The sequence below is a fragment of the uncultured Bradyrhizobium sp. genome (assembly GCF_964252615.1).
Taxonomy (GTDB): Bacteria; Pseudomonadota; Alphaproteobacteria; order Rhizobiales; family Xanthobacteraceae; genus Bradyrhizobium.
This window is the reverse complement of sequence record NZ_CAXUNQ010000001.1, coordinates 219,889-239,842: the sequence shown is the minus strand read 5'-3', so window position 1 is coordinate 239,842 and position 19,954 is coordinate 219,889. Positions and strand designations below refer to the sequence as shown.

17 protein-coding genes are annotated in these 19,954 nt (G+C 62.1%); 4 read left to right on the top strand and 13 right to left on the bottom strand.

Annotation, left to right across the window (positions count from 1 at the left end):
* Nucleotides 1-62: 62 nt before the first annotated feature.
* The gene (locus ACFE72_RS01100) at nt 63-419 is read left to right on the top strand and encodes a c-type cytochrome (protein WP_375411195.1); all 357 of its coding nucleotides are present in this window, start codon (nt 63-65) and stop codon (nt 417-419) included.
* Between the two features lie 175 nt (nt 420-594).
* On the opposite strand, the gene ACFE72_RS01095 is transcribed toward ACFE72_RS01100, so the two are convergent.
* The 10 genes from ACFE72_RS01095 to ACFE72_RS01050 form a co-directional block, all read right to left on the bottom strand.
* Complete coding sequence (locus ACFE72_RS01095) at nt 595-2,916, bottom strand: PAS domain-containing sensor histidine kinase (protein ID WP_375411194.1); 2,322 nt, start codon at nt 2,914-2,916, stop codon at nt 595-597.
* A gap of 453 nt (nt 2,917-3,369) precedes the next feature.
* Nucleotides 3,370-4,752 (bottom strand): cation-efflux pump, encoded by a 1,383-nt coding sequence (locus ACFE72_RS01090; protein ID WP_375411193.1) that lies wholly within the window; start codon nt 4,750-4,752, stop codon nt 3,370-3,372.
* Between the two features lie 218 nt (nt 4,753-4,970).
* Entirely contained in the window at nt 4,971-5,945 is a 975-nt protein-coding gene (locus ACFE72_RS01085; RefSeq protein ID WP_375411192.1) for a zinc-binding dehydrogenase, read from the bottom strand.
* A gap of 97 nt (nt 5,946-6,042) precedes the next feature.
* Entirely contained in the window at nt 6,043-7,038 is a 996-nt protein-coding gene (locus tag ACFE72_RS01080; protein ID WP_375411191.1) for an NAD(P)H-dependent flavin oxidoreductase, read from the bottom strand.
* 159 nt (nt 7,039-7,197) lie between these two features.
* Nucleotides 7,198-7,629 (bottom strand): CBS domain-containing protein, encoded by a 432-nt coding sequence (locus ACFE72_RS01075; protein WP_375411190.1) that lies wholly within the window; start codon nt 7,627-7,629, stop codon nt 7,198-7,200.
* 263 nt (nt 7,630-7,892) lie between these two features.
* Entirely contained in the window at nt 7,893-9,182 is a 1,290-nt protein-coding gene (gene oxlT, locus ACFE72_RS01070; protein WP_375411189.1) for an oxalate/formate MFS antiporter, read from the bottom strand.
* A gap of 265 nt (nt 9,183-9,447) precedes the next feature.
* Nucleotides 9,448-9,585: a hypothetical protein gene (locus tag ACFE72_RS01065; RefSeq protein ID WP_375411188.1), complete on the bottom strand. Its 138-nt coding sequence runs from the start codon at nt 9,583-9,585 to the stop codon at nt 9,448-9,450.
* Nucleotides 9,586-9,792: 207 nt separating this feature from the next.
* The gene (gene frc / locus ACFE72_RS01060) at nt 9,793-11,070 is read right to left on the bottom strand and encodes a formyl-CoA transferase (protein ID WP_375411187.1); all 1,278 of its coding nucleotides are present in this window, start codon (nt 11,068-11,070) and stop codon (nt 9,793-9,795) included.
* Nucleotides 11,071-11,264: 194 nt separating this feature from the next.
* A complete protein-coding gene (gene oxc / locus ACFE72_RS01055) occupies nt 11,265-13,001 on the bottom strand; it encodes an oxalyl-CoA decarboxylase (RefSeq protein ID WP_375411186.1) in 1,737 nt (578 codons plus the stop codon).
* Between the two features lie 63 nt (nt 13,002-13,064).
* A complete protein-coding gene (locus ACFE72_RS01050; protein WP_375411185.1) occupies nt 13,065-13,760 on the bottom strand; it encodes a GntR family transcriptional regulator in 696 nt (231 codons plus the stop codon).
* Between the two features lie 242 nt (nt 13,761-14,002).
* Between ACFE72_RS01050 and ACFE72_RS01045 the strand changes: the two genes are divergently transcribed.
* Nucleotides 14,003-16,132 carry an acetate--CoA ligase family protein gene (locus ACFE72_RS01045; protein ID WP_375411184.1) on the top strand — a complete coding sequence of 710 codons (2,130 nt, stop codon included), beginning with the start codon at nt 14,003-14,005 and terminating at the stop codon, nt 16,130-16,132.
* Nucleotides 16,133-16,269: 137 nt separating this feature from the next.
* Here ACFE72_RS01045 and ACFE72_RS01040 read toward each other — a convergent pair whose 3' ends face one another.
* Genes ACFE72_RS01040 through ACFE72_RS01030 form a run of 3 tightly spaced genes read right to left on the bottom strand, consistent with a single transcriptional unit; the run spans nt 16,270 to nt 17,838 of the window.
* Nucleotides 16,270-16,617 (bottom strand): VanZ family protein, encoded by a 348-nt coding sequence (locus ACFE72_RS01040; protein WP_375411183.1) that lies wholly within the window; start codon nt 16,615-16,617, stop codon nt 16,270-16,272.
* Nucleotides 16,618-16,651: 34 nt separating this feature from the next.
* Nucleotides 16,652-17,287 (bottom strand): thiamine pyrophosphate-dependent enzyme, encoded by a 636-nt coding sequence (locus ACFE72_RS01035; RefSeq protein ID WP_375411182.1) that lies wholly within the window; start codon nt 17,285-17,287, stop codon nt 16,652-16,654.
* Complete coding sequence (locus ACFE72_RS01030; RefSeq protein ID WP_375411181.1) at nt 17,284-17,838, bottom strand: thiamine pyrophosphate-binding protein; 555 nt, start codon at nt 17,836-17,838, stop codon at nt 17,284-17,286. The genes ACFE72_RS01035 and ACFE72_RS01030 overlap by 4 nt, the downstream gene beginning before the upstream one ends.
* A gap of 220 nt (nt 17,839-18,058) precedes the next feature.
* Here ACFE72_RS01030 and ACFE72_RS01025 point away from each other — a divergent pair, with 220 nt between their 5' ends.
* Nucleotides 18,059-19,027: a Bug family tripartite tricarboxylate transporter substrate binding protein gene (locus tag ACFE72_RS01025; RefSeq protein WP_375411180.1), complete on the top strand. Its 969-nt coding sequence runs from the start codon at nt 18,059-18,061 to the stop codon at nt 19,025-19,027.
* A gap of 16 nt (nt 19,028-19,043) precedes the next feature.
* Nucleotides 19,044-19,928 carry an amidohydrolase family protein gene (locus ACFE72_RS01020; RefSeq protein ID WP_375411179.1) on the top strand — a complete coding sequence of 295 codons (885 nt, stop codon included), beginning with the start codon at nt 19,044-19,046 and terminating at the stop codon, nt 19,926-19,928.
* The last annotated feature ends 26 nt before the right edge of the window (nt 19,929-19,954 follow it).

Here is a 19,954-nt window from a genome sequence, read left to right as displayed (position 1 = left end):
TTCACCTCTTCCCGCAAGCGGGGAGAGGTGTCCTGGTACACGGTTCCTGAGGGTTTAAGGTGATGTCTGCGTATCCCAGGGTGGCACGGTCGGCGGTCACCCTGTTCACGTCTATCTGCCTGCTCGGAGCCGGCGGCAGCATGGGCCATGCCGGCGACATAAAAGCCGGCCGGGCCAAGGCGATGATGTGCCAGGCCTGCCACGGGCTCGACGGACTATCCAAGGTCCCGGATGCGCCGAACATTGCCGGTCAGACCGAGCCCTATATCGTCGCGCAACTGCAAGCATACAAATCCGGTGCGCGAAGGAACGACGCGATGTCGGTGGTAGCTCCATCCTTGTCCGACACCGACATCGAGGATCTCGCCGCTTATTTTTCGGCGATCGAGATCAGCGTCGGCAAGCTGCCGGGGCAGTAACCGCGTTGCGACGTATGACGCACGGGGGCGGCCGGGACAAGATACTAAGCGCAGGGAGTCCACCTTGCACTGCAGAGGAAAGGTCTGACCGCGTTGCTGGATGAGGTTTGGAGGATGCGAGGGAGAAGCGGGAAGCACCAATTATCCATTTTGCAGATCCTTGCCGCGCGCGGGTCTAGGCCGCCGCGAAAACCTGCGCCTCGATTTTGGCGTTGCGCGGCAGTGTCACGCACACCACGGTGCCGGTGCCGAGTTTCGAGCGCAGCTTCATCGAGCCGCCGTGCAGATTGGTCAGCGACTTGGCGATGGCAAGGCCGAGACCGGAGCCGTGGTAGGTCTTGGTCAACTGGCTTTCGACCTGCTCGAATGGCTTGCCGAGCCGCGCCAGCGATTGCGGGGCGATGCCGATGCCGCTGTCGGCAATCATCAGCACCACCGCGTTGGGCCGCCGCCGGCAACGCACCGTGACCCTGCCGCCGTCGGGCGTGAATTTGACCGCATTGGACAGCAGGTTGACAATGATCTGCTTGATGGCGCGGCGATCGGCGACCACCGGAACGGCGCCTTCGATATCGGTGTCGACCGCAAGATCCTTGTCGTCGGCGCGTCCGGACACCACGCGCAGCGATTCCGCCAGCGTTTTCGACAGGTCGAGCGTTTCCAGGTCGAGCTTCATGCGGCCGGCCTCGATTTTCGACATGTCCAGGATGTCGTTGATCACCTCGAGCAGATAATGGCCGCTGGTCAGGATGTCGTGGCAATATTCCGCGTATTTTTCCGACCCTAGCGTGCCGAACATGCCGCTGCCCATGATCTCGGAAAATCCGATGATGGCGTTGAGCGGCGTGCGCAGTTCGTGACTCATATTGGCGAGGAATTTGGACTTGGTCTGGTTGGCTTCCTCGGCGCGGGTCTTCTCCTCGGAATATTTTTGCGCGAGGTCGACCAGTTCGATGGCCTGTTGTTCCAGGGTGGTCTGCGAGCGTTTCAGGTCGATGACGGTGGCGCGCAGGCGAAGGTCGTTGTCGACCAGTTTCTGCTCGTGTTCCTTGATGCGGGTAATGTCGGTGCCCACCGAGACATAGCCGCCGTCCTTGGTGCGTCGTTCCGAAATGTGCAGCCAGTTGCCGTTGTCGAGCTGCGCCTCGAAGGTGCGCGCGCCCGGCGCCTGCGACGAGGTTTCCTGCAGCCGGGTACGGACTTCCGGCATGCTGCCGACCTCGATCACGGTTTCATAGGAAGTGCCGGGCGTCACAGCCGAATCCGGCAACCGGTGCAGCCGCTGGAAGTGCGAGTTGCACAGCACCAGGCGGTCCTCCGCATCCCACAGCACGAACGCCTCCGGGATGGTTTCGATGGCGTCGCGCAGCCGCAGGTCGGCTTCCACGGTGCGTTCGGCGAGGCTCTTCTGCTCGGTGATATCGACGGCGATGCCGATCAGATGCAGGCCGCTGTCATTGGCGCCCTGGCTGAGTTCGCAGCGCACCCGCAGCCAGATCCAGTGGCCGTCGATATGCTGCATGCGGAATCGCTGATCGATGTAGTTGATTTTCCCCGAGATCAGTTGATCGGCGATGGCGAACAGGTCGATGTCGTCGGATTTCACCAGCGCATTGACTTCGCCGAAGGTCAGAAGGTCGCTGCGGCTGTCCAGCCCGAGCATGGTGAACATCGAGTGCGACCAGAAAATCCTGCCGCGCGACAGATCCCAGTCCCACAATCCGCAGCGTCCGCGGTTGAGCGCGGTGTCGATGCGGCCGCGCACGGCGTCGTTGATGAGGTCACCCTCGCGCGCGCGGGTCGATTGCCAGTGGAACGCAAAACCGAGGATCAGCACCACGAAGCCGGTAGTGGCCGACAGAGTAACCGACAGCGCCGCATCGGATCGCCAGACCGCATCGTCCTTCTCCTGAATGACGATGACCTGGCCGGGCAGCGCCTTGATCAGGCGCAGCGTCGCCAGCGCGGCGCCGCCGCCGGGCAGGATCATGTCGGCGACGTCGGCTTGCTGGCCGGGCAGGGTGAGGAACTGCGCCGCGCTGATGACGTCGAGGATCCGGTCGGTATCGGCAAGCGCCGTCTCCATGGGGATGCGGGCGAGAACGCGGCCATCGGAACCGGTGACGAGGACATGACGTCCCGCGGCGATCCCCCATGATGGAATGAAGCCGGGGAGCAGGCTTTGCAGCCGTTCGATGGACGCCGCGCGATCAGACCTGATTGTGCCGATGTGGTCGAGACGTTCTGCCAACAGATCGGCCAGCGCCGATACATCCCGTTTTATCGAAGCGCGCTTTTGCCGGCTCTGGTCCATCACCTGGACGAACGCGCCAACGCAGATGGTGATCAGAAAGGCGATGATGAGCGTGGGAACCGCCCTGCGAAGCGCGGGCTCCGCGATCAAAAGCCGATGATAGGCAGGTTTCGCGATCGATTGCGCCAATCCCTTGATCGAATCGGATTGGACGCAGGCGCTCGTCGCGTGTGCGCGCGCCATACCTGTGGCCCCCTGGATAATCGTTAGTGTCACCCATTCGAGAGGACCCCCCGGCCACTCTCGAATCATGGCGATTTGAATCCGTTTTTTTGCGGCTGTCGAGAGTCAACGATTCGTTAATGCAAATAAATCTTGCCCAATGGGGAATCAGCGTCCCGAAATTCGCGAAAATGAGTCCGAAACAGGAACGCGGCGCGTTTCACTTGTCGGCCGGGCTTGTCCCTGCCGGATTCACACATCTCGTCATACGCGGGCTTGACCCGCGTATTCATCCATCTTCGGAAGAGTCGTTTCGACGCGGATGGATTGCCGGGTCAAGGCCGGCAATGACGGTCGAGATGTGTGCATCCGGTGGGCTTGTCGCGGCCATCCAGTCTTTGCTTTCACGTAAGTAAGACGTGGATGTCCGGCACAAGGCCGGGCATGACTATTCACTAACGCTGCTTCCGCGTTTCAATCCGCATACGGCGGTTCGGCGTGGCTGATGACGCGCTTTACGCTGGGAAACGCCCGGCGCAACGCGCGTTCGATCGTATCGACGCTCTCGTGGACCTTGATCACGCTCATCGAAGGCGCGGCGCGGCAATGGAAGTTGACGATTTCGCCGGCCTCGGTGTCGCGCACCCGCACATTGTGGATGTCGTGGATCGCGCCGTCGGCTGCGATGCGCGCCAACGTCTCCGCAATCTCTGCGACCCGGCCGGCTGCAGCGTCAGTGCCGAACGGCAGTTCGGGTTCCAGCGGTTCGATATGGGTATCGACCTCGACGTCGGCGCCGAATTCGTCGCGGATGTTGCGTTCCAGATCGTGCGCGATGTCGTGCGCCTGCGCCAGCGCCATCTCGCCGTCCACTTCGAGATCGATGCTGACGGTCAGATGGCCGCCGAGATCGTGCACGGTGACATGATGGATCGCGAGCCCGGAATTGCGCGCGATCACCATGATGCGCTCGCGCACGCTTTCATTGTCGCGCGCGACCGGTACCGCGGTGAACGTCAGGTCGGCGTCGCCGAGCGCCCCGGCCACCGCATCCTGCGCCCGGCGCTTGATCTCCTCGATGCGGTCGATCGGGTACGTCCGCGGCACCTGCACGATGGCATCGATGAAATGCGTCGAACCGACCATCCGCACCCGCAGCCGTTCCACTTCGAGCACGCCGGGGACCGCCTTGATCGCGGCGGTGGCTTTTACGGACGCGCCTTCCGGCGCGCGATCCAGAAGGGTTTCGATGGTGGAGCGCCCCAGCCGCAGGCCCAATACGGAAATCAGGATCGCGACCCCGATCGCGGCAGCGGCGTCGCCCCATGGGTAGCCGAAGGCCGACAATGCGAGCCCGACCATCACCGCGCTGGATCCGAACACGTCGGATGCGAAATGCAGCGCGTCGGCTTCCAGCGCCTGACTTTTGGTGTCGAGCGCGGTGCGATGCAGCGCCCGTGCCCGCCAGAAATTGACGGCGATATCGACCACCAGAACCGCAAACGGCACCGCCGAGAGCGTCGGCGGCGGGGCGCCGTGGCGAAGATGACTCCAGGCCTGCACCAGGATGCCGCCGGCCAGCACATAGAGCATCGCGATCACGCCGAGCGCCGACAGGCTCTCGATCTTGCCGTGGCCATAGTGATGCTCCTCGTCGGCCGGCCGGTCCGACATCTGCACCACCAGCCAGGTGATGACGGTGGCCACCAGATCCACCAAGGAGTGCAGCGCCTCGGAGATCAGCGCGAGGCTGCCGATGGCAATCCCGACGACAAATTTAGTCGCGGCCATACCGGCGCTGGCGAAAATCGAGATCGCAGCGACGCGGGATTTGACGGTGGCAACCGGCTGATTCATGGCCGCGGGTTTAGCAGGGCGAGGGCGCACGTCAACGCGTGGAATCGCAATTGCGGATCAGTCGCACCCAGCGGTCCCTCCAAGCTTCGTAGAGTGGACAAAAGGCAGGGCGCGCGAATGCGCGGCCCTTAAGCGTGGCTGCCACCATGCGAAAACCGGAACAGATGTTGCCAGGGTGAGTACGGCAAGAGCGCTTGCCGCCTTACGTCGACTGCGCTTTATTGCCTCACCACGATCTTGCCGAGGTGCCTGTTGGCTTCCATGTGCTCGAAGGCGCGCACGATATCGCCGAATGGATAGACCTTGTCGATCGGCAGTTTCAGTGTGCCGGATTCCACCGCGGGCCAGATATCGTCGCGGACCTGTCTGAAAATCTCGCGGATTTCCTCGATCGAACGGGTGCGAAAGGTGACGCCGATATATTGGATGCGCCGCGCGGCGTGCAGGTCGAAGTTGAAATCGCCGTGGGTGCCGCCGAGGCGGCCGACATTGACGATGCGGCCCTTGATTCTTGTTGCCGCCAGATTCTGGTTGGCGACCTTTCCGGAAACCTGATCGACGATCAGGTCGACGCCTTCGCCATCGGTTGCCTTCAGCACCTGATCGACCCAGCCGGGATCGGAAGAATCCACCGCAATGTCGGCGCCGAATTCCTGCAGCCGTTCGCGGCGTGCAGCATCGGTCGAGGAGCCGATCACGAGTTTAGCGCCCTTGAGCTTTGCGATCTGCATGGCCATCAGGCCGACACCGGAACTGGCACCCTGAACCAGCACCGTTTGACCCGGCTGCAGCGCGCCATTGGTGACTACCGCGTTGTGCATGGTCGCAAGTGCCACGGGATAGGTGGCCGCTTCCTCGAAACTCATATTCGACGTCGATGGGATGTGGAACAGCCGGCCGTGATCCGCCAGCGTGTATTCGGCGAATGCCGCGGCACCCGAGCCCATTACCCGGTCGCCGACCTGAACGCCTTCGGCATCGGGGCCGAGTTCGGCGACTTCGCCGGCCCACTCCATGCCCAGCACCGCGCCAACGCCGCCGGCGCTGCCATGGGCATGACCCTTGGTCATGCCGAGATCGGCGCGGTTGAGGCCGTTGGCGCGGACGCGGACCAGCACCTGGGTCGCTTTCGGCGCGGGTTTTGCGACATCGACGATTTCAGCGCCATTGGCGCCGTAGACGAAAGCTTTCATGGGATCGTTCTCTCGTTGAATGGTCTATCGATCGTCATTGCGAGCGAGGCAGTCCGGTTCTTTACGGCAATCCGGATTGCTTCGTCGCAAGGACGGACTATTCCGCAGCTTCGCGCCGGGTGCCGGACATCATGCCGTCGAGCCGGCCCTGGATGATGGCTTCGGCCTCGCGCATGATGCGCGACACAAGCTCGGCGCAACTTGGAATATCGTGGATCAATCCTTGCACTTGCCCGGCGGACCAGATCCCTTCATCGGCGTCTCCGGTCGCGTACACCATCTTGCCGCGCGCGCCGGCGACGAGGTCGCGCACCTGTTCGAACGCGGCGCCTTGCTTCTCCATTGCCACCACCTTGGTACTCACCGCATTTTTCGCAACACGCGAGGTGTTGCGCATGGTGCGGAAAATCAGCTCGGTCTCGCGCTCGTCATTGGCGACGATCTTTTCCTTGATCAATTGATGGATCGGGCTCTCCTTGGTGCACATGAAGCGCGTGCCCATGTTGATGCCTTCGGCGCCCAGCGCCAATGCGGCAACGAGGCCGCGGCCATCGCCAAAGCCACCGGATGCGATCATCGGTATCTTGATCTTGTCGGCGGCGACCGGAATCAGGATCAGCCCCGGCGTGTCGTCTTCGCCGGGGTGGCCGGCGCATTCGAACCCGTCGATCGAGATCGCGTCGACGCCCATCCGCTCCGCCGACAGCGCGTGGCGGACGCTGGTGCATTTGTGCACGACCACGATGCCGTGCTTCTTGAATTCGGTGACGTGTTCCTGCGGCTTGTTGCCGGCGGTCTCGACGATCTTGATGCCGCTCTCGATGATCGCCTGGCGGTATTCCGCGTAAGGCGGCGGCTTTATGGACGGCAGGATGGTGAGGTTGACGCCGAACGGCTTGTCGGTAAGGCCGCGGCAGCGCGTGATTTCCCTGGTAAGATCGTCGGGGGTAGGCTGGGTCAGAGCCGTGATGAAGCCGAGCGCGCCGGCGTTGGCTACTGCGGCAACCAGTTCGGCGCAGCCGACCCATTGCATGCCACCCTGCACGATCGGATGCTCGACCCCCACCAGTTCGGTAAATCGCGTTTTGATCATGCGCCCCCTCTGAATTCCCCGCGGCGAGTACATCGCCTCGTCGTCAGCAGGTGAGGATGCCGCCGCGCACCACAAATGTCCATCGGTGCGCCGCTTCGCCGCCTGGGATCGCGCGGCGCGATCGGGGCAGCGCCGCGCGGGGGAAGCAGGCCAACGCGATCATGCCACCGATCGCGTCTTGGCTCCGGTTGCTTCGTCATCGAAGGCGGCACTGATGTCGCGGATGCTGATGACTCCGATCAGGGTGTGGTCGTCGATCACGGGCACGTGCCGAATATGGTTCTTGTTCATCAGATGGCGAACATGTTCGAGGCTGTCGTCGGCGCAGCATGAGATCAGTTGCTGTACCGAGATCAGCTGCGAAACCTTGAGATTGACGCCGGCGGCACCGTGCTCGGCAATGGCGCGAACCACGTCGCGCTCCGTGAACATGCCGACCGCAGTGTTGCCCTCGGTGCGCACGACATCCTTCACCACCAGCGCGCTGATATTGCTGGCACGCATCAACTGCGCGGCGATGGCGACGGTTTCGTTCATGCGGACCGTCGCGATTCGGGTGTTCTTCTTGGCCAGGATGTCTCCGACTTTCATCGCAACCTCCTCAGGTCTTTGGCTGATCCATAGTGGTATACAATATGCCAACTGTCAAACGAAGTCACTCCGGAATTAAATAAAACCTACAACGAGGCAGCATTGCTGACGCCTTTGAGCAGCCTCGCTTACCCAGCCTATCACATGCCGGTCTTTGATGCGCCGGATAACCGCACGGTTCGGGCATCTACGAAAAACCTGCCAAAATAAAGCGCGCCCATCCCGGAGGACGGGCGCGCTTGTTTTGGCTCATGCGAAGGCGGTCAGGCGACCTGGGATTTGGCGACCACAACTTTGCGCCATGGCTTGAGCACCGCGATGGCGAGCAGCGAAGCAAGGATGTTCGCGCCGGCGGCGATCAGGAATACCGTGTCCCAATTGCCGGAGGATTGCTGCATATAGTTTGCGAACGGCACCAGCAGCGCCGCAGTGCCTTTGGCCGTGTAGAGCAGGCCGGCATTGGTGGTCGCGAATTTAGCGCCGAACGTGTCGGTGCAGGTCGAGGGAAACAGCGAGTAGATCTCGCCCCATGCGAAGAACACCAGACCGGACAGGATCACGAACCAAACAGGATCGTGGCCCAGCATGTACAGCGCCCAGATACCGATGCCTTCGATGCCGAAGGCGATAAACATCGTGTTCTCGCGGCCGATCATATCCGAGATCCAGCCGAAGAACGGACGGGTCAGGCCGTTAAGGATACGGTCGATGGTGGCGGCGAAGGTCACCGTCGTCATTGTCAATCCGATCAGGGTGACGGGAATGGAATCGACTTTCCAGTCCACCGCGATCGGTTTCAGATTTGCGGTCACCATCAATCCGCCGGCGCCGACGATTACGAACATGAAATACATCAGCCAGAAGATCGGACTGCGGATCACTTCCATCGGCGCATAGTTGCGCCGGGTCTGCTGCAGGTTGGCGTTCTGAACCACGGCCGGGACCTGTCCCGGCTTCGGCGCAAACAGGAAGAATGCCAGAATCACGATCAGGATGCCCTGGCCGAGGCCGAAATAGAGGAAGGTGGCCTGGAAGCCGGAATCCTTGATCATGGCCTGGATCGGCGCCACCGTCAGCGCGGAGCCCGCGCCGAATCCGGCCGCGGTGATTCCGGCTGCTAGGCCGCGTTTGTCCGGAAACCACTTCAAAGCGTTGCCAACGCAGGTGCCGTAGACGCCGCCGGCGCCGATGCCCGCCACGATCATGCCGAGATAATAGCCGTTGAGCGATGTCGCTTCGGCATTGATCGCCCATCCGATGGCACACAGAATACCGCCGAGCAGAACCACCACGCGCGGCCCGTATTTGTCGACGAACCAGCCTTCGACCGGCACCAGCCAGGTCTCGAACAGCACGAACAGCGTGAACGCCCACTGGATCGAAGCGCGATCCCATCCGAATTTTTTCTGGATGTCGGGGACGAAGAAAGTCCAGCCGTACTGATAATTGGCGATCATCACCATGGCAGCAACGCCAACCGCTAATTGCGTCCAGCGATATGCGTCACTTACCCGTGCGGCCGCGGGCGCCGCTCCATGAACCGTATCCGTCATAAATCCTCCCGAGGCACGCTTCTGTTGAGGGGGCTTGAGCGCTACCGGTGCGGCATTTTGGTATGTGATATGCCAGAGCGCAAGCTTATTATGTGGGTACGGCGCCCCTTGCCGAAAATGTCGCAGGATGTTGCGCAGTTGTCGATGCGACAAGAGTTCAACAACAAAAACGGCCCCGGAAACCGGGGCCGTTTGTCGAAGTATTAGCCGAACTACTGACTGTGCCGGTAAACGGCCGTGCCGAAAACGGCCCGATTTTGTGGCATTACAGCCCGAAATAGGGCACGTCGCCGTTGCGCGCCGAGATACGGGCGCTGGCCGCGAGCAGACGGTCAATCGACACCATCAGGCGGCTCAGGATTCCGGTAGACGGGGCGAAGGTGGCGGCGGCGGCTTTGGACATTTTGGTCCCCTTTTCAGACTGCAGCATGGCACTGCGTTTCGATCTGAGACCAATCTAGGTATACCAGATGCCACCGCCAACCGTTTTGTTTGCATAGCAGCATTTTATATTTTGCATTGCAACAAAAACTAGCCGACTATGTTCACAGGCAAAGGCCGCCGGAATCGCCGGCGGCCTTGAAAACGAACCCTCGTTGAAGCGCGCTGTCTATTCGGCCGCAACCTTGCGCGGCGGATCGAGCGCGCCGGAGTCGTGAATCTCGGCGACCTGATGGTCGCTGAAGCCGAGCACCTGGCGGAGGATTTCGTCGGTATGTTCGCCCAACAGCGGCGAGCGCGTCACTTCGGACGGGCTGTCGGACATCTTGATCGGATTGCCTACCGAAAAATATTTGCCGCGCTCGGGATGATCGACCTCGACGATGGTGCCGGTGGCGCGCAGCGACTGGTCCTCGATCAATTCCTTCATCGACAGGATCGGACCGCAGGGAATGTCGTCCTTGTTAAGGATGTCCATGGCCTCGAACTTGGTCTTGGTCATGGTCCATTGTTCGATCCGTTCAAAGATTTCGTTCAGCCGCGACAGCCGGGCCGGGGGTTTTGCGTAATCCGGATGGGTCTTCCAGCCGGGCTCGCCGATCACGTCGCAGATCTTTTCCCACACCGGCGCCTGGGTGATGAAATAGATGTACGCATTGGGATCGGTCTCCCAGCCCTTGCATTTCAGGATGCGCCCGGGCTGGCCGCCGCCGGAATCGTTGCCGGCGCGCGGCACCGCGTCGCCGAATGGAATGCCCTCGCCGAACTGGCTGTACTCTTTCAGCGGTCCATGGGCGAGGCGCTGCTGGTCGCGCAGTTTTACGCGCGCGAGATTGAGCACGCCGTCCTGCATCGCGGCGGTAACCTTCTGGCCTTTGCCGGTGACGGTGCGTTGATAAAGTGCCGTGACGATGCCGAGCGCCAGATGAAGTCCGGTACCACTGTCGCCGATCTGTGCGCCGGTGACCAGCGGCAGCCCGTCGCGGAATCCGGTCGTCGATGCCGAGCCGCCGGTGCATTGGGCGACGTTCTCATAGACCTTGCAGTCTTCATATGGACCGGGGCCGAACCCCTTGATCGAGGCAACGATCATCTTGGGATTGATGGCCTGGATTTTCTCCCATGGAAATCCCATGCGATCGAGCACGCCGGGTCCGAAATTTTCCACCAGCACATCGCAACTTTTGATCAGCGCGGTCAGGACTTCCTTGCCCTTCGGATTTTTGGTGTCGAGCGTGATCGAGCGCTTGTTGTGGTTCAGCATGGTGAAGTACAGGCTGTCGACCTTCGGGATGTCCTGCAACTGGCCGCGGGTGATGTCGCCGACGCCGGGGCGCTCCACCTTGATCACGTCGGCGCCGAACCAGGCCAGCAACTGCGTGCAGGTGGGGCCGGACTGGACGTGGGTGAAATCGAGAATGCGAACGCCCTTCAGCGCCTTGGTCATGTGCCTTGCTCCGTTGAATCAGGCCCGCATCTTGGGCCCCTGTCTCTTGTTTCCCGGGCGCAGTGCATTGCGAAGCGGTGCGCTGCAACCGGGATCGTTTCGAACTCGACGTCTTGTGCGGTCCCTCTGCGGAGCGGCACGACCGGCGATACTTCGCATCGCCTTGGAATGCCGCACCGCGTCCGGGACAGGAGTCATTTCTTCTTCAGTTTGCTCTGCGGATTGAGATTGCCGATGCGGCCGCTCTCGCTGCCGGCCGCCGGATCGAGCACCGCGTTAATCAGGGTCGGCTTACCGGAATCCATCGCCGCGTTCACCGCACGCTTGAGCTCATCGGGGTTCGTCACGTTAATGCCGACACCGCCGAAAGCTTCCATCATCCGGTCGTAACGCGACCCCTTCACGAACACCGTCGGTGCCGGGTCCGAGCTCATGGGATTGATGTCGGTGCCGCGATAGATGCCGTCATTGTTGAAGACAACGATGCAAACCGGCAGTTTGTAGCGGCAGATCGTTTCGACTTCCATGCCCGAGAAACCGAAGGCGCTATCGCCTTCAATTGCAAGCACCGGCTTGCCGGTTTCGATGGCTGCCGCGATGCAGTAGCCCATGCCGATCCCCATGATGCCCCAGGTGCCGACGTCGATGCGCTTGCGGGGCTGATACATGTCGACGATGCCACGCGCGAGGTCGAGCGTATTGGCGCCTTCGTTGACCAGGACGGCGTCAGGCCGCTCCTTGATGATCGTGCGCAGCACGCCGAGCGCGCCATGGTAATCCATCGGCGAATTGTTGTTCATCAGCCGCGGCGCCATCTTGGCGATGTTCTCATCGCGCTTCTTAGCGACGGCGCCCGTCCAGTCCGCAGACGGGGCCTGCCAGTTGCCGCCAATGCCCGCGAGCAGCGCCGAAACGCAGGAGCCGATGTCGCCCACCACCGGGGCGACGATCTCGACATTGGAGTCCATTTCCTTGGGCTCGATGTCGATCTGGATGAACTTCTTCGGAGCCTCGCCCCAGGCCTTGCCCTTGCCATGCGACAGCAGCCAGTTGAGGCGGGCGCCGATCAGCATCACCACGTCGGAGTCCTTCAGCACGGTCGAACGGGCCGCCCCTGCGCATTGCGGGTGGGTGTCAGGCAACAGGCCCTTGGCCATGCTCATCGGCAGGAACGGAATGCCGCTCTTTTCGACAAACTGACGAATTGCGTCGTCTGCCTGCGCGTAGGCGGCGCCCTTGCCCAGAATGATCAGTGGGCGTTTTGCACCTTTTAATACATCGAGCGCGCGCCTGATCGAATCGGGTGCTGGAATCTGCGCTGGTGCCGCGTCGATCACTTTGACCAGCGATCTCGTTCCTGCGTCTGCATCCATCACCTGCCCGAACAGTTTTGCGGGCAGGTCGAGATATACGCCGCCGGGCCGGCCCGACACCGCCGCGCGGATCGCGCGCGCAAGGGCGATGCCGATGTCGGCCGCGTGCAGCACGCGGAACGCCGCCTTGCACAGCGGCTTGGCGATCGCGAGCTGATCCATCTCTTCATAGTCGCCCTGCTGCAGGTCGACGATCTCGCGCTCGGACGAGCCCGAGATCAGGATCATCGGAAAGCAGTTGGTGGTGGCGTGGGCAAGCGCCGTCAAGCCGTTGAGAAAGCCCGGCGCCGACACCGTCAGGCAGACTCCGGGTTTCTTGGTCAGGAAGCCGGCGATCGAGGCGGCGTATCCGGCGTTCTGCTCGTGGCGGAACGAGATGACGCGAATACCGGCGGCCTGCGCCATGCGGCCGAAGTCCGTGATCGGGATTCCAGGCACACCGTAGATGGTAGTGAGGCCGTTGAGCTTCAGCGCATCGATGACAAGATTGAAGCCGTCGGTCTGTTCGCGCTCGGCTTCGGCGACACTTGCGGCAATGCTCTGTACGGTTGCGGACATTCCGCGTTCTCCCTGATCGTTTTCTGCGGACGGGTTCGTCGTCTTCTTCTGATATGAACGGCTCTAGTTAAACAGTTCCTGGCCGTGCGTCTCGACATAGGCGGCGAGCCCAAGCGTGTGGTCGCGCGCGCGCTTTTCCGCCAGTTCCGTGTCGCGCTCCTCGAGCGCTTCGATGATCGCCAGGTGTTCGGGCAGCGAGGTTGCGGTGCGATCGACCCGCCCGATGGTCAATTGGCGGTAACCGCGCACGTGCAGCAGGATGTCGTTGGTCATGTCGACCAGCACCGGCGATTCGCTGAGCGAAATCAGCGCTTGGTGGAAGGCGATGTTGGCCTTGGAATATTCCTCGACATGGTCCTGCGGCAGCCGATCCTTGCCGAAATTCCTGAAGAAGTCCCGCAGCGCCGAAATGTCCTTTTTACGCGCGGTGGTGGTGATCAGTCGCGCCGCCATGCTTTCGAGCGCGGCCCAGGCGCGGATCATGTCCACGATCTCGTTCTTGGTGCGGCGTACCACGACGATACCGCGGCGCGGCACGGTTTTCACAAAACCGTCCTGCTCCAGCATCGCAATAGCTTCGCGAATAGGCGTGCGGCTGACGCCGAGGCGTTCCGACAAGGCACGCTCGTCGAGCATGACCTGCTCGGGCGAGGCGTAGATATCCATTTTGAGAATGGCTTCCTTCAAGGCTTCGTAGGCCTTGTTCTTGAAGCTGGTTTCCGGCGCGATCCGGACGATTGCAATTTCTGCCTCGGCCATAATGGGGGGCGCCTTGGTTTGTTTCCGTACGGGCACGACTGATCTCCTCTGGCGGGAGACGTCTTCTTAGCAGAATAAATCCGCTTGTTTTTTGGCATACCAAATACCAGAATGTCAAGTTGCCTTTGTTTTCGGCGTTCGCCGGGCCGGCGATGACTTGACAAGCTTGTTTCTGGCATACCAAATGCCATACGGCGCCGGTCGGGACAATGTATAAAAACGGACGTCAGGGAGAAAAGCCAATGTCTCATTCCAAGGATGCGGTTCGCAAAATTCTCGACGCGGTCAAGGCGGACCAGCGCAGCAGTCTGACAGCGCCCGAGGGCAAGCTCGTCTGCGACGCCTATGGCATTCCGGTTCCGAAGGAAGGCGTCGCAACATCCGCAGCCGAGGCGGCGAAGCTTGCTACCGGCATGGGTTTTCCGGTGGTGATGAAAATCGTGTCGCCGGATATTTTGCACAAGACCGAAGCCGGCGGAGTGATGGTGGGCGTCAAAACCGCCGAAGACGTGGAAAAGAATTACGCGACAATCCTTGCGAACGCCAAGAAATACAAATCGGACGCCAAGATCGATGGCATCCAGGTCCAGCAGATGCTGCTGGGCGGCCAGGAAGTGATTATCGGCGCGGTGAGCGACGGATCGTTCGGCAAGCTGGTGGCGTTCGGGCTGGGCGGCGTGCTGGTCGAGGTGTTGAAGGACATCACGTTCCGCCTCGCGCCCGCGACCAAGGAGGACGCGCTCTCGATGCTGGACGGCATCCAGGCCCATGAGATGCTGAAAGGCGTGCGCGGCAGCGATCCCGCCAATCGCGATGCGATCGCCGCCATCATCGTCAATGTCTCGCAGCTCATCACCGACTTCCCGGAAATTTCCGAGATGGACCTCAACCCGGTGTTCGCTACCAAGGCCGATGCGATCGCCGCCGACGTTCGTATCGTCGTCGATTTCGACCCAAAACCGCCGCGCCCGCGCCCGAACCACGACGACATCGTCCGCCAGATGAACCGCATCATGAAGCCGAAGTCGGTCGCCGTGATCGGCGCCTCGGCCGAGACCGGCAAGATCGGCAACTCGGTGATGAAGAACCTTATCAACGGCGGCTACAAAGGCGAGATCTATCCGATCCACCCCAAGGCCGACGAGATCATGGGCAAGAAGGTCTACAAGTCGGTCAAGGACGTGCCGGGCGAGGTAGACATCGCTGTGTTTGCGATTCCGGCAAATTTTGTCGCTGCGGCGCTGACGGAATGCGGTGAGAAAAAAGTGGTCGGTGCGATCCTCATTCCCTCGGGCTACGCCGAAACCGGCAACATGAAGGGTCAGGAAGAAATCCAGGCGATCGGCCAGAAATACGGCATCCGCCTGATGGGACCGAACATCTACGGCTTCTACTATACCCATGCGAACCTGTGCGCGACGTTCTGCACGGCGTACGATGTGAAGGGCTCTGCGGCGCTGTCATCGCAGTCAGGCGGCATCGGCATGGCGATCATCGGGTTTTCGCGATCGGCGAAGATGGGCGTCTCCGCGATCGTCGGCCTCGGCAACAAGTCCGACATCGACGAGGACGATCTCTTGACGTTCTTCGAACAGGATGACAACACCCAGATCATCGCGCAGCATTGCGAGGACTTGAAGGACGGCCGTGCGTTTGCCGAAGTCGCAAAGCGCGTGTCGAAGAAAAAACCGATCGTGGTGCTGAAAGCGGGCCGCACTTCGGCCGGGGCCAAGGCTGCGAGCTCCCATACCGGCGCGCTTGCCGGCAACGACAAGATCTATGAGGACGTGTTCAACCAGTCCGGCGTGATCCGCGCCCGCTCGCTGCGCGACATGCTGGAATTCGCCCGCGGCATCCCGGTGCTGCCGACGCCGAAGGGCGAGAACGTCGTCATCATCACGGGAGCGGGCGGTTCCGGCGTGCTGCTGTCGGATGCCTGCATCGACAACAAATTGTCATTGATGCAAATCCCGCCGGATCTCGACGCCGCGTTCCGCAAATTCATCCCGCCGTTCGGTGCCGCCGGCAACCCGGTCGACATCACCGGTGGCGAGCCTCCGATCACTTACGTCAACACCGTGAAACTCGGCCTCGAAGACCCGCGGATCCATTCGCTGATCCTCGGGTATTGGCACACCATCGTGACGCCCCCGATGGTGTTCGCCAGGAACATGGTCGAGGTGAAGAACGCGATGAAGGCGAAAGGAATCGAAAAGCCGATCGTGGCCTCGCTGGCCGGCGATATCGAGGTCGAGGAGGCCGCGGATTATCTCTATCAGAACGGCATCGTGGCCTACGCGTATTCGACGGAGATTCCGGTCGCGGTGCTGGGCGCCAAGTACAAATGGGCGAGAGGCGCCGGGCTGCTGTAAGCCTCGTCATTCCGGGATGCGCCCTCTTGGGCGCAGGCCCGGAATCCATACGCCCGTTGTCGGCGTATGAATGCTGAACGCAAATACGGTGTTTATGGATTCCGGGCTCGCGCTTCGCGCGCCCCGGAATGACGATTTCAGGACGAGCGACGCATTCGTTGCGTAGCCCAGTCCAGCACCGTCGCCGCCGCGATTCCCACGCACGCCGCCAGCGCATCGACGATGAAATCCTCCAGCCGCGCGTGCCGGCCCGGCATCCAGAGCTGCAGCAGTTCGAGCGCGCCGATCAGGATTGTGGCAATGCTTGCGATGAGCAGGCGGCGCGGATAAGCGAGACCGAACGCCAGTCCGACCAGTACGAACGCCAGCGCGTGTTCGCCGTCCTGGCCTAGATCGGAATGCGGCCGAAGCCGCGCGGGGCCGAGCGTTGCGAACGTCACGGCCGCAGTCAGCAGCCACGCGATGATCCGGAGAATGGTTGTCATTATTCCGGATAACACGATTCCCTGTTCGGAACCCTTAACCCGTCGGTACTTCCTTGCGCACGCCGACGCCGCGCATAAATCGTTCGCGGATCTGCACGGGGTCGCGATCGGTGGTGCCGACGCCGGGCTTGTCGTCAATGCGCAGCGCGATCAGCGTCGGGACGGCCGCCGACAGCGACCCGTCGACCAGCCGCTCAAAATCTTCCTCGTCGGCGGCCCACGCGCTGTTCGCAATTCCGCAGCCTTGCGCGACCGCAACGATGTCGGACGCCGCCGCCGCGGGCGTCGGCTGCGCTCCCGTGATCTGGTAGATGCCGTTATCCATCACGATCAGGCTGAGATTCGCCGGCTTGAGCGATGCGATGGTGGAGAGGCAGCCGAGCTGCATCAAGAGCGAGCCGTCGCCTTCCAGCGCGATGACGCGCCGTTGCGGTTGCGCCAGCGCGACGCCGAGCGCGATCGGAAATGCAAGGCCCATGCTGCCCAGCATGTAAAAGTTCTGCGGCCGGCGCCCCGCCGACCACAGGTCGAAATTGGTGTTGCCGATGCCGCCGACGACGGCTTCCTCGTGCTTCAGTTTCGCCACCAGCCGTTTGGTCAGGTCGAACCGGTTCATCACCTTGGTGTTGCGAACCGGAGCGGCGGTGTCCTTGGTCATCTGATCGCTCATTTCTCGAACACCTTGCCGCCGGTCAACAACGGCGACAGGATCAGCGCCACCGGAGCCTGGGTGGCGATCGCCTGCTTGATCGAGCGATCGCAGATAAATTCGAACTCGTCGAGCCGGGTTGCGGTGTGATGCACCATCGCCAGCGAATCCAGCACCGGCCGCATGGTGCGGCAAACCAGCGACTGTCCGTAATTGAATTCGCCCAGCGTGCCGCGTTCCGATACGAACATGACAAGCGGAATCTGGTACGGGATCGCCATCGACGCCAGCGCGTTCGCCAGCGTCGCAAAGCCCGAGGTCTGCATCAGCACGGCGCTGCGCATGCCGCCCATCCACGCGCCCGCGGCGATTCCGACCGCCTCTTCCTCGCGCGCGGTGGGGAAGGTGGTAAAGAAGGAATCGGCGTGAAGATTTTTGATCAGGGTGGTCAGCACCCGGTCTGGCACGTAGGGCACCAGCCGGACCTCGTTGCGCTTCAGCGTCCGCTGCACCACCCCGTGCCAGGTTTCCGGTTCAGATTGAAGGGACGCTTGTCCCTCGGCGGCCGCCATCGAATTCTCCCTGCCCACTACAACCCTCATCCTAAGGAGCGCGCTTTTGCGCGTGCCTCGAAGGATGGCGGCACGAACACCTCATGGTATCGCCGAACTTGACGCGATTAACGGGATTGTCAACATGCCGTGGCGGTGCGGTGATCTGCGTGCTGTGACCATGTCAGCGGCATGCCGGCATGCGATAAACCGGCAACGATAAGATCTTGGGAGAGATGCCATGAGATGGGTTCGGACGCTTGCCTTTGCGGCCGGCGTGGTCGCCGTCACAAATGTTGCCTCGGCCCAGACAGGATTTCCCACGAAGGCCGTGCATCTATTCGTGCCCTATCCGGCAGGCGGAGCGGTCGACATCCTGGCGCGCACGCTCGGCGATGAACTGTCGAAGAATTGGGGCCAGCCGGTCGTTGTCGAAAACCGCCCGGGTGCGGGCGGCGTGGTCGCTTCCCAGGCGCTCGCCACGTCGGCGCCGGACGGCTACACCCTGATCGTGGTCGCCAGCGGCCACGCCACCAATCCGTTTCTCTATCCGAAAATTCCCTATGACACTTTCAAGGATTTCACGCCGATCTGTCTGCTGGCATCGTCGCCGAACATCCTGCTGGTGCGCGCGGACTCCCCGTTCAGGACGCTGGCCGATCTTCTGGCGCAGGCGCGAGCCAAACCCGGAAGCCTGTCGTACGGAATGGCCGGCAACGGCACTTCGACCCATCTTGCCGGCGAGTTGCTGAAGAATCTCGCCAAGGTCGACATTCTCGCGATTCCCTACAAGGGCGGCGGTCCCGCGATGAACGATCTGTTGGGGGGACAGATTCCGATGTCGTTCAACAACGGGCCGGAGTCGGTCGGGCAGATCAGCGCAGGCACGGTCCGTGCGCTTGGCGTCACGACCGCGAGACGCGCGCCATTCCTGCCCGATGTTCCCACCATGGCCGTAGCCGGCGTGGCCGGCTACGATACCGGCGTGTGGTGGGGCCTGGCGGGGCCGGCCGGGATGCCGGCCAATGTCGTGGCGCAATTGTCGAGCGATTTCGTCGCCGCGTTGAAGGCGCCGGCCGTGAGAGACCGACTCAACACGCTCGGTGCGACGCCGATCGGCAGTTCGCCGAAGGAATTCGACGCGGTGATCCATGCCGACTACGACAAATGGGGACCGATCATCAAGGCAGCAGGAATGAAGGCTGAATGACGCGGCTGATGATCCGATGATTCCCGCCTGCCTGCCGCCGCTGCAGCCGACCCGGCCGAAGGTGCCGCCACCGCCGAACGCCTGTGATACGCACGCGCATGTGTTTGGGCCGGCGGCGCGGTTTGCCTACGCGGACGATCGCAGCTACACGCCGCCGGATGCGCCGCTGGAAAGATATCTGGCGATGCTGGACCTGCTCGGATTCGATCGCGGCGTGCTGGTGCAGGGCAGCGCGCACGGCCGCGACAATTCGGCGATGCTGGATGCGCTGGCGCAACACCCCGACCGGCTGCGCGGCGTCGCGGTGGCCGACGAAACCGTTTCGTCCGAGACGTTGCGGCGGTGGAACGAGCTCGGCGTTCGTGGCTTGCGCTTCAATCATTTCTTTCGCGACGGGCAGTTGCACTATCGCGGTGGGGTGCCGCTCGGCGCGGCGCGGACACTCGCGCCTGTCATGACTGAACTCGGATGGCATCTGCAGCTCTGGATCGACGTCAAGGATCTGCCGGAAACGATTCCGGTCCTGAAATCAATCGGCATGGCCGTGGTGATCGATCACATGGGCCGTACCGATGCCCGCGCCGGTACCGCAACCGACGGCTTCCAAAGCCTGCTGCGCGCGCTCAGCGAGGGCTGGTGCTGGGCCAAGCTGTCGGGTGCGCATCGCATCAGCCGGAACGCGCCCGACTATCCCGATGCTCGGCCGTTTCACGAGGCGCTGGTCGCGGCCAATCCGGAGCGGCTGGTGTGGGGCGGCGACTGGCCGCACCCGCGCGTCGAGGGCGCGATGCCCGATGTCGGGCATCTGTTCGAATTGTTTCAGGCGTGGACGCCGGACCAGGCGACGCAGCACCGTATCCTCGTCAGTAACCCGGCAAAACTCTATGGATTTCCCAACTGACCCCCTCTGTCATGCCCGGCCTTGTG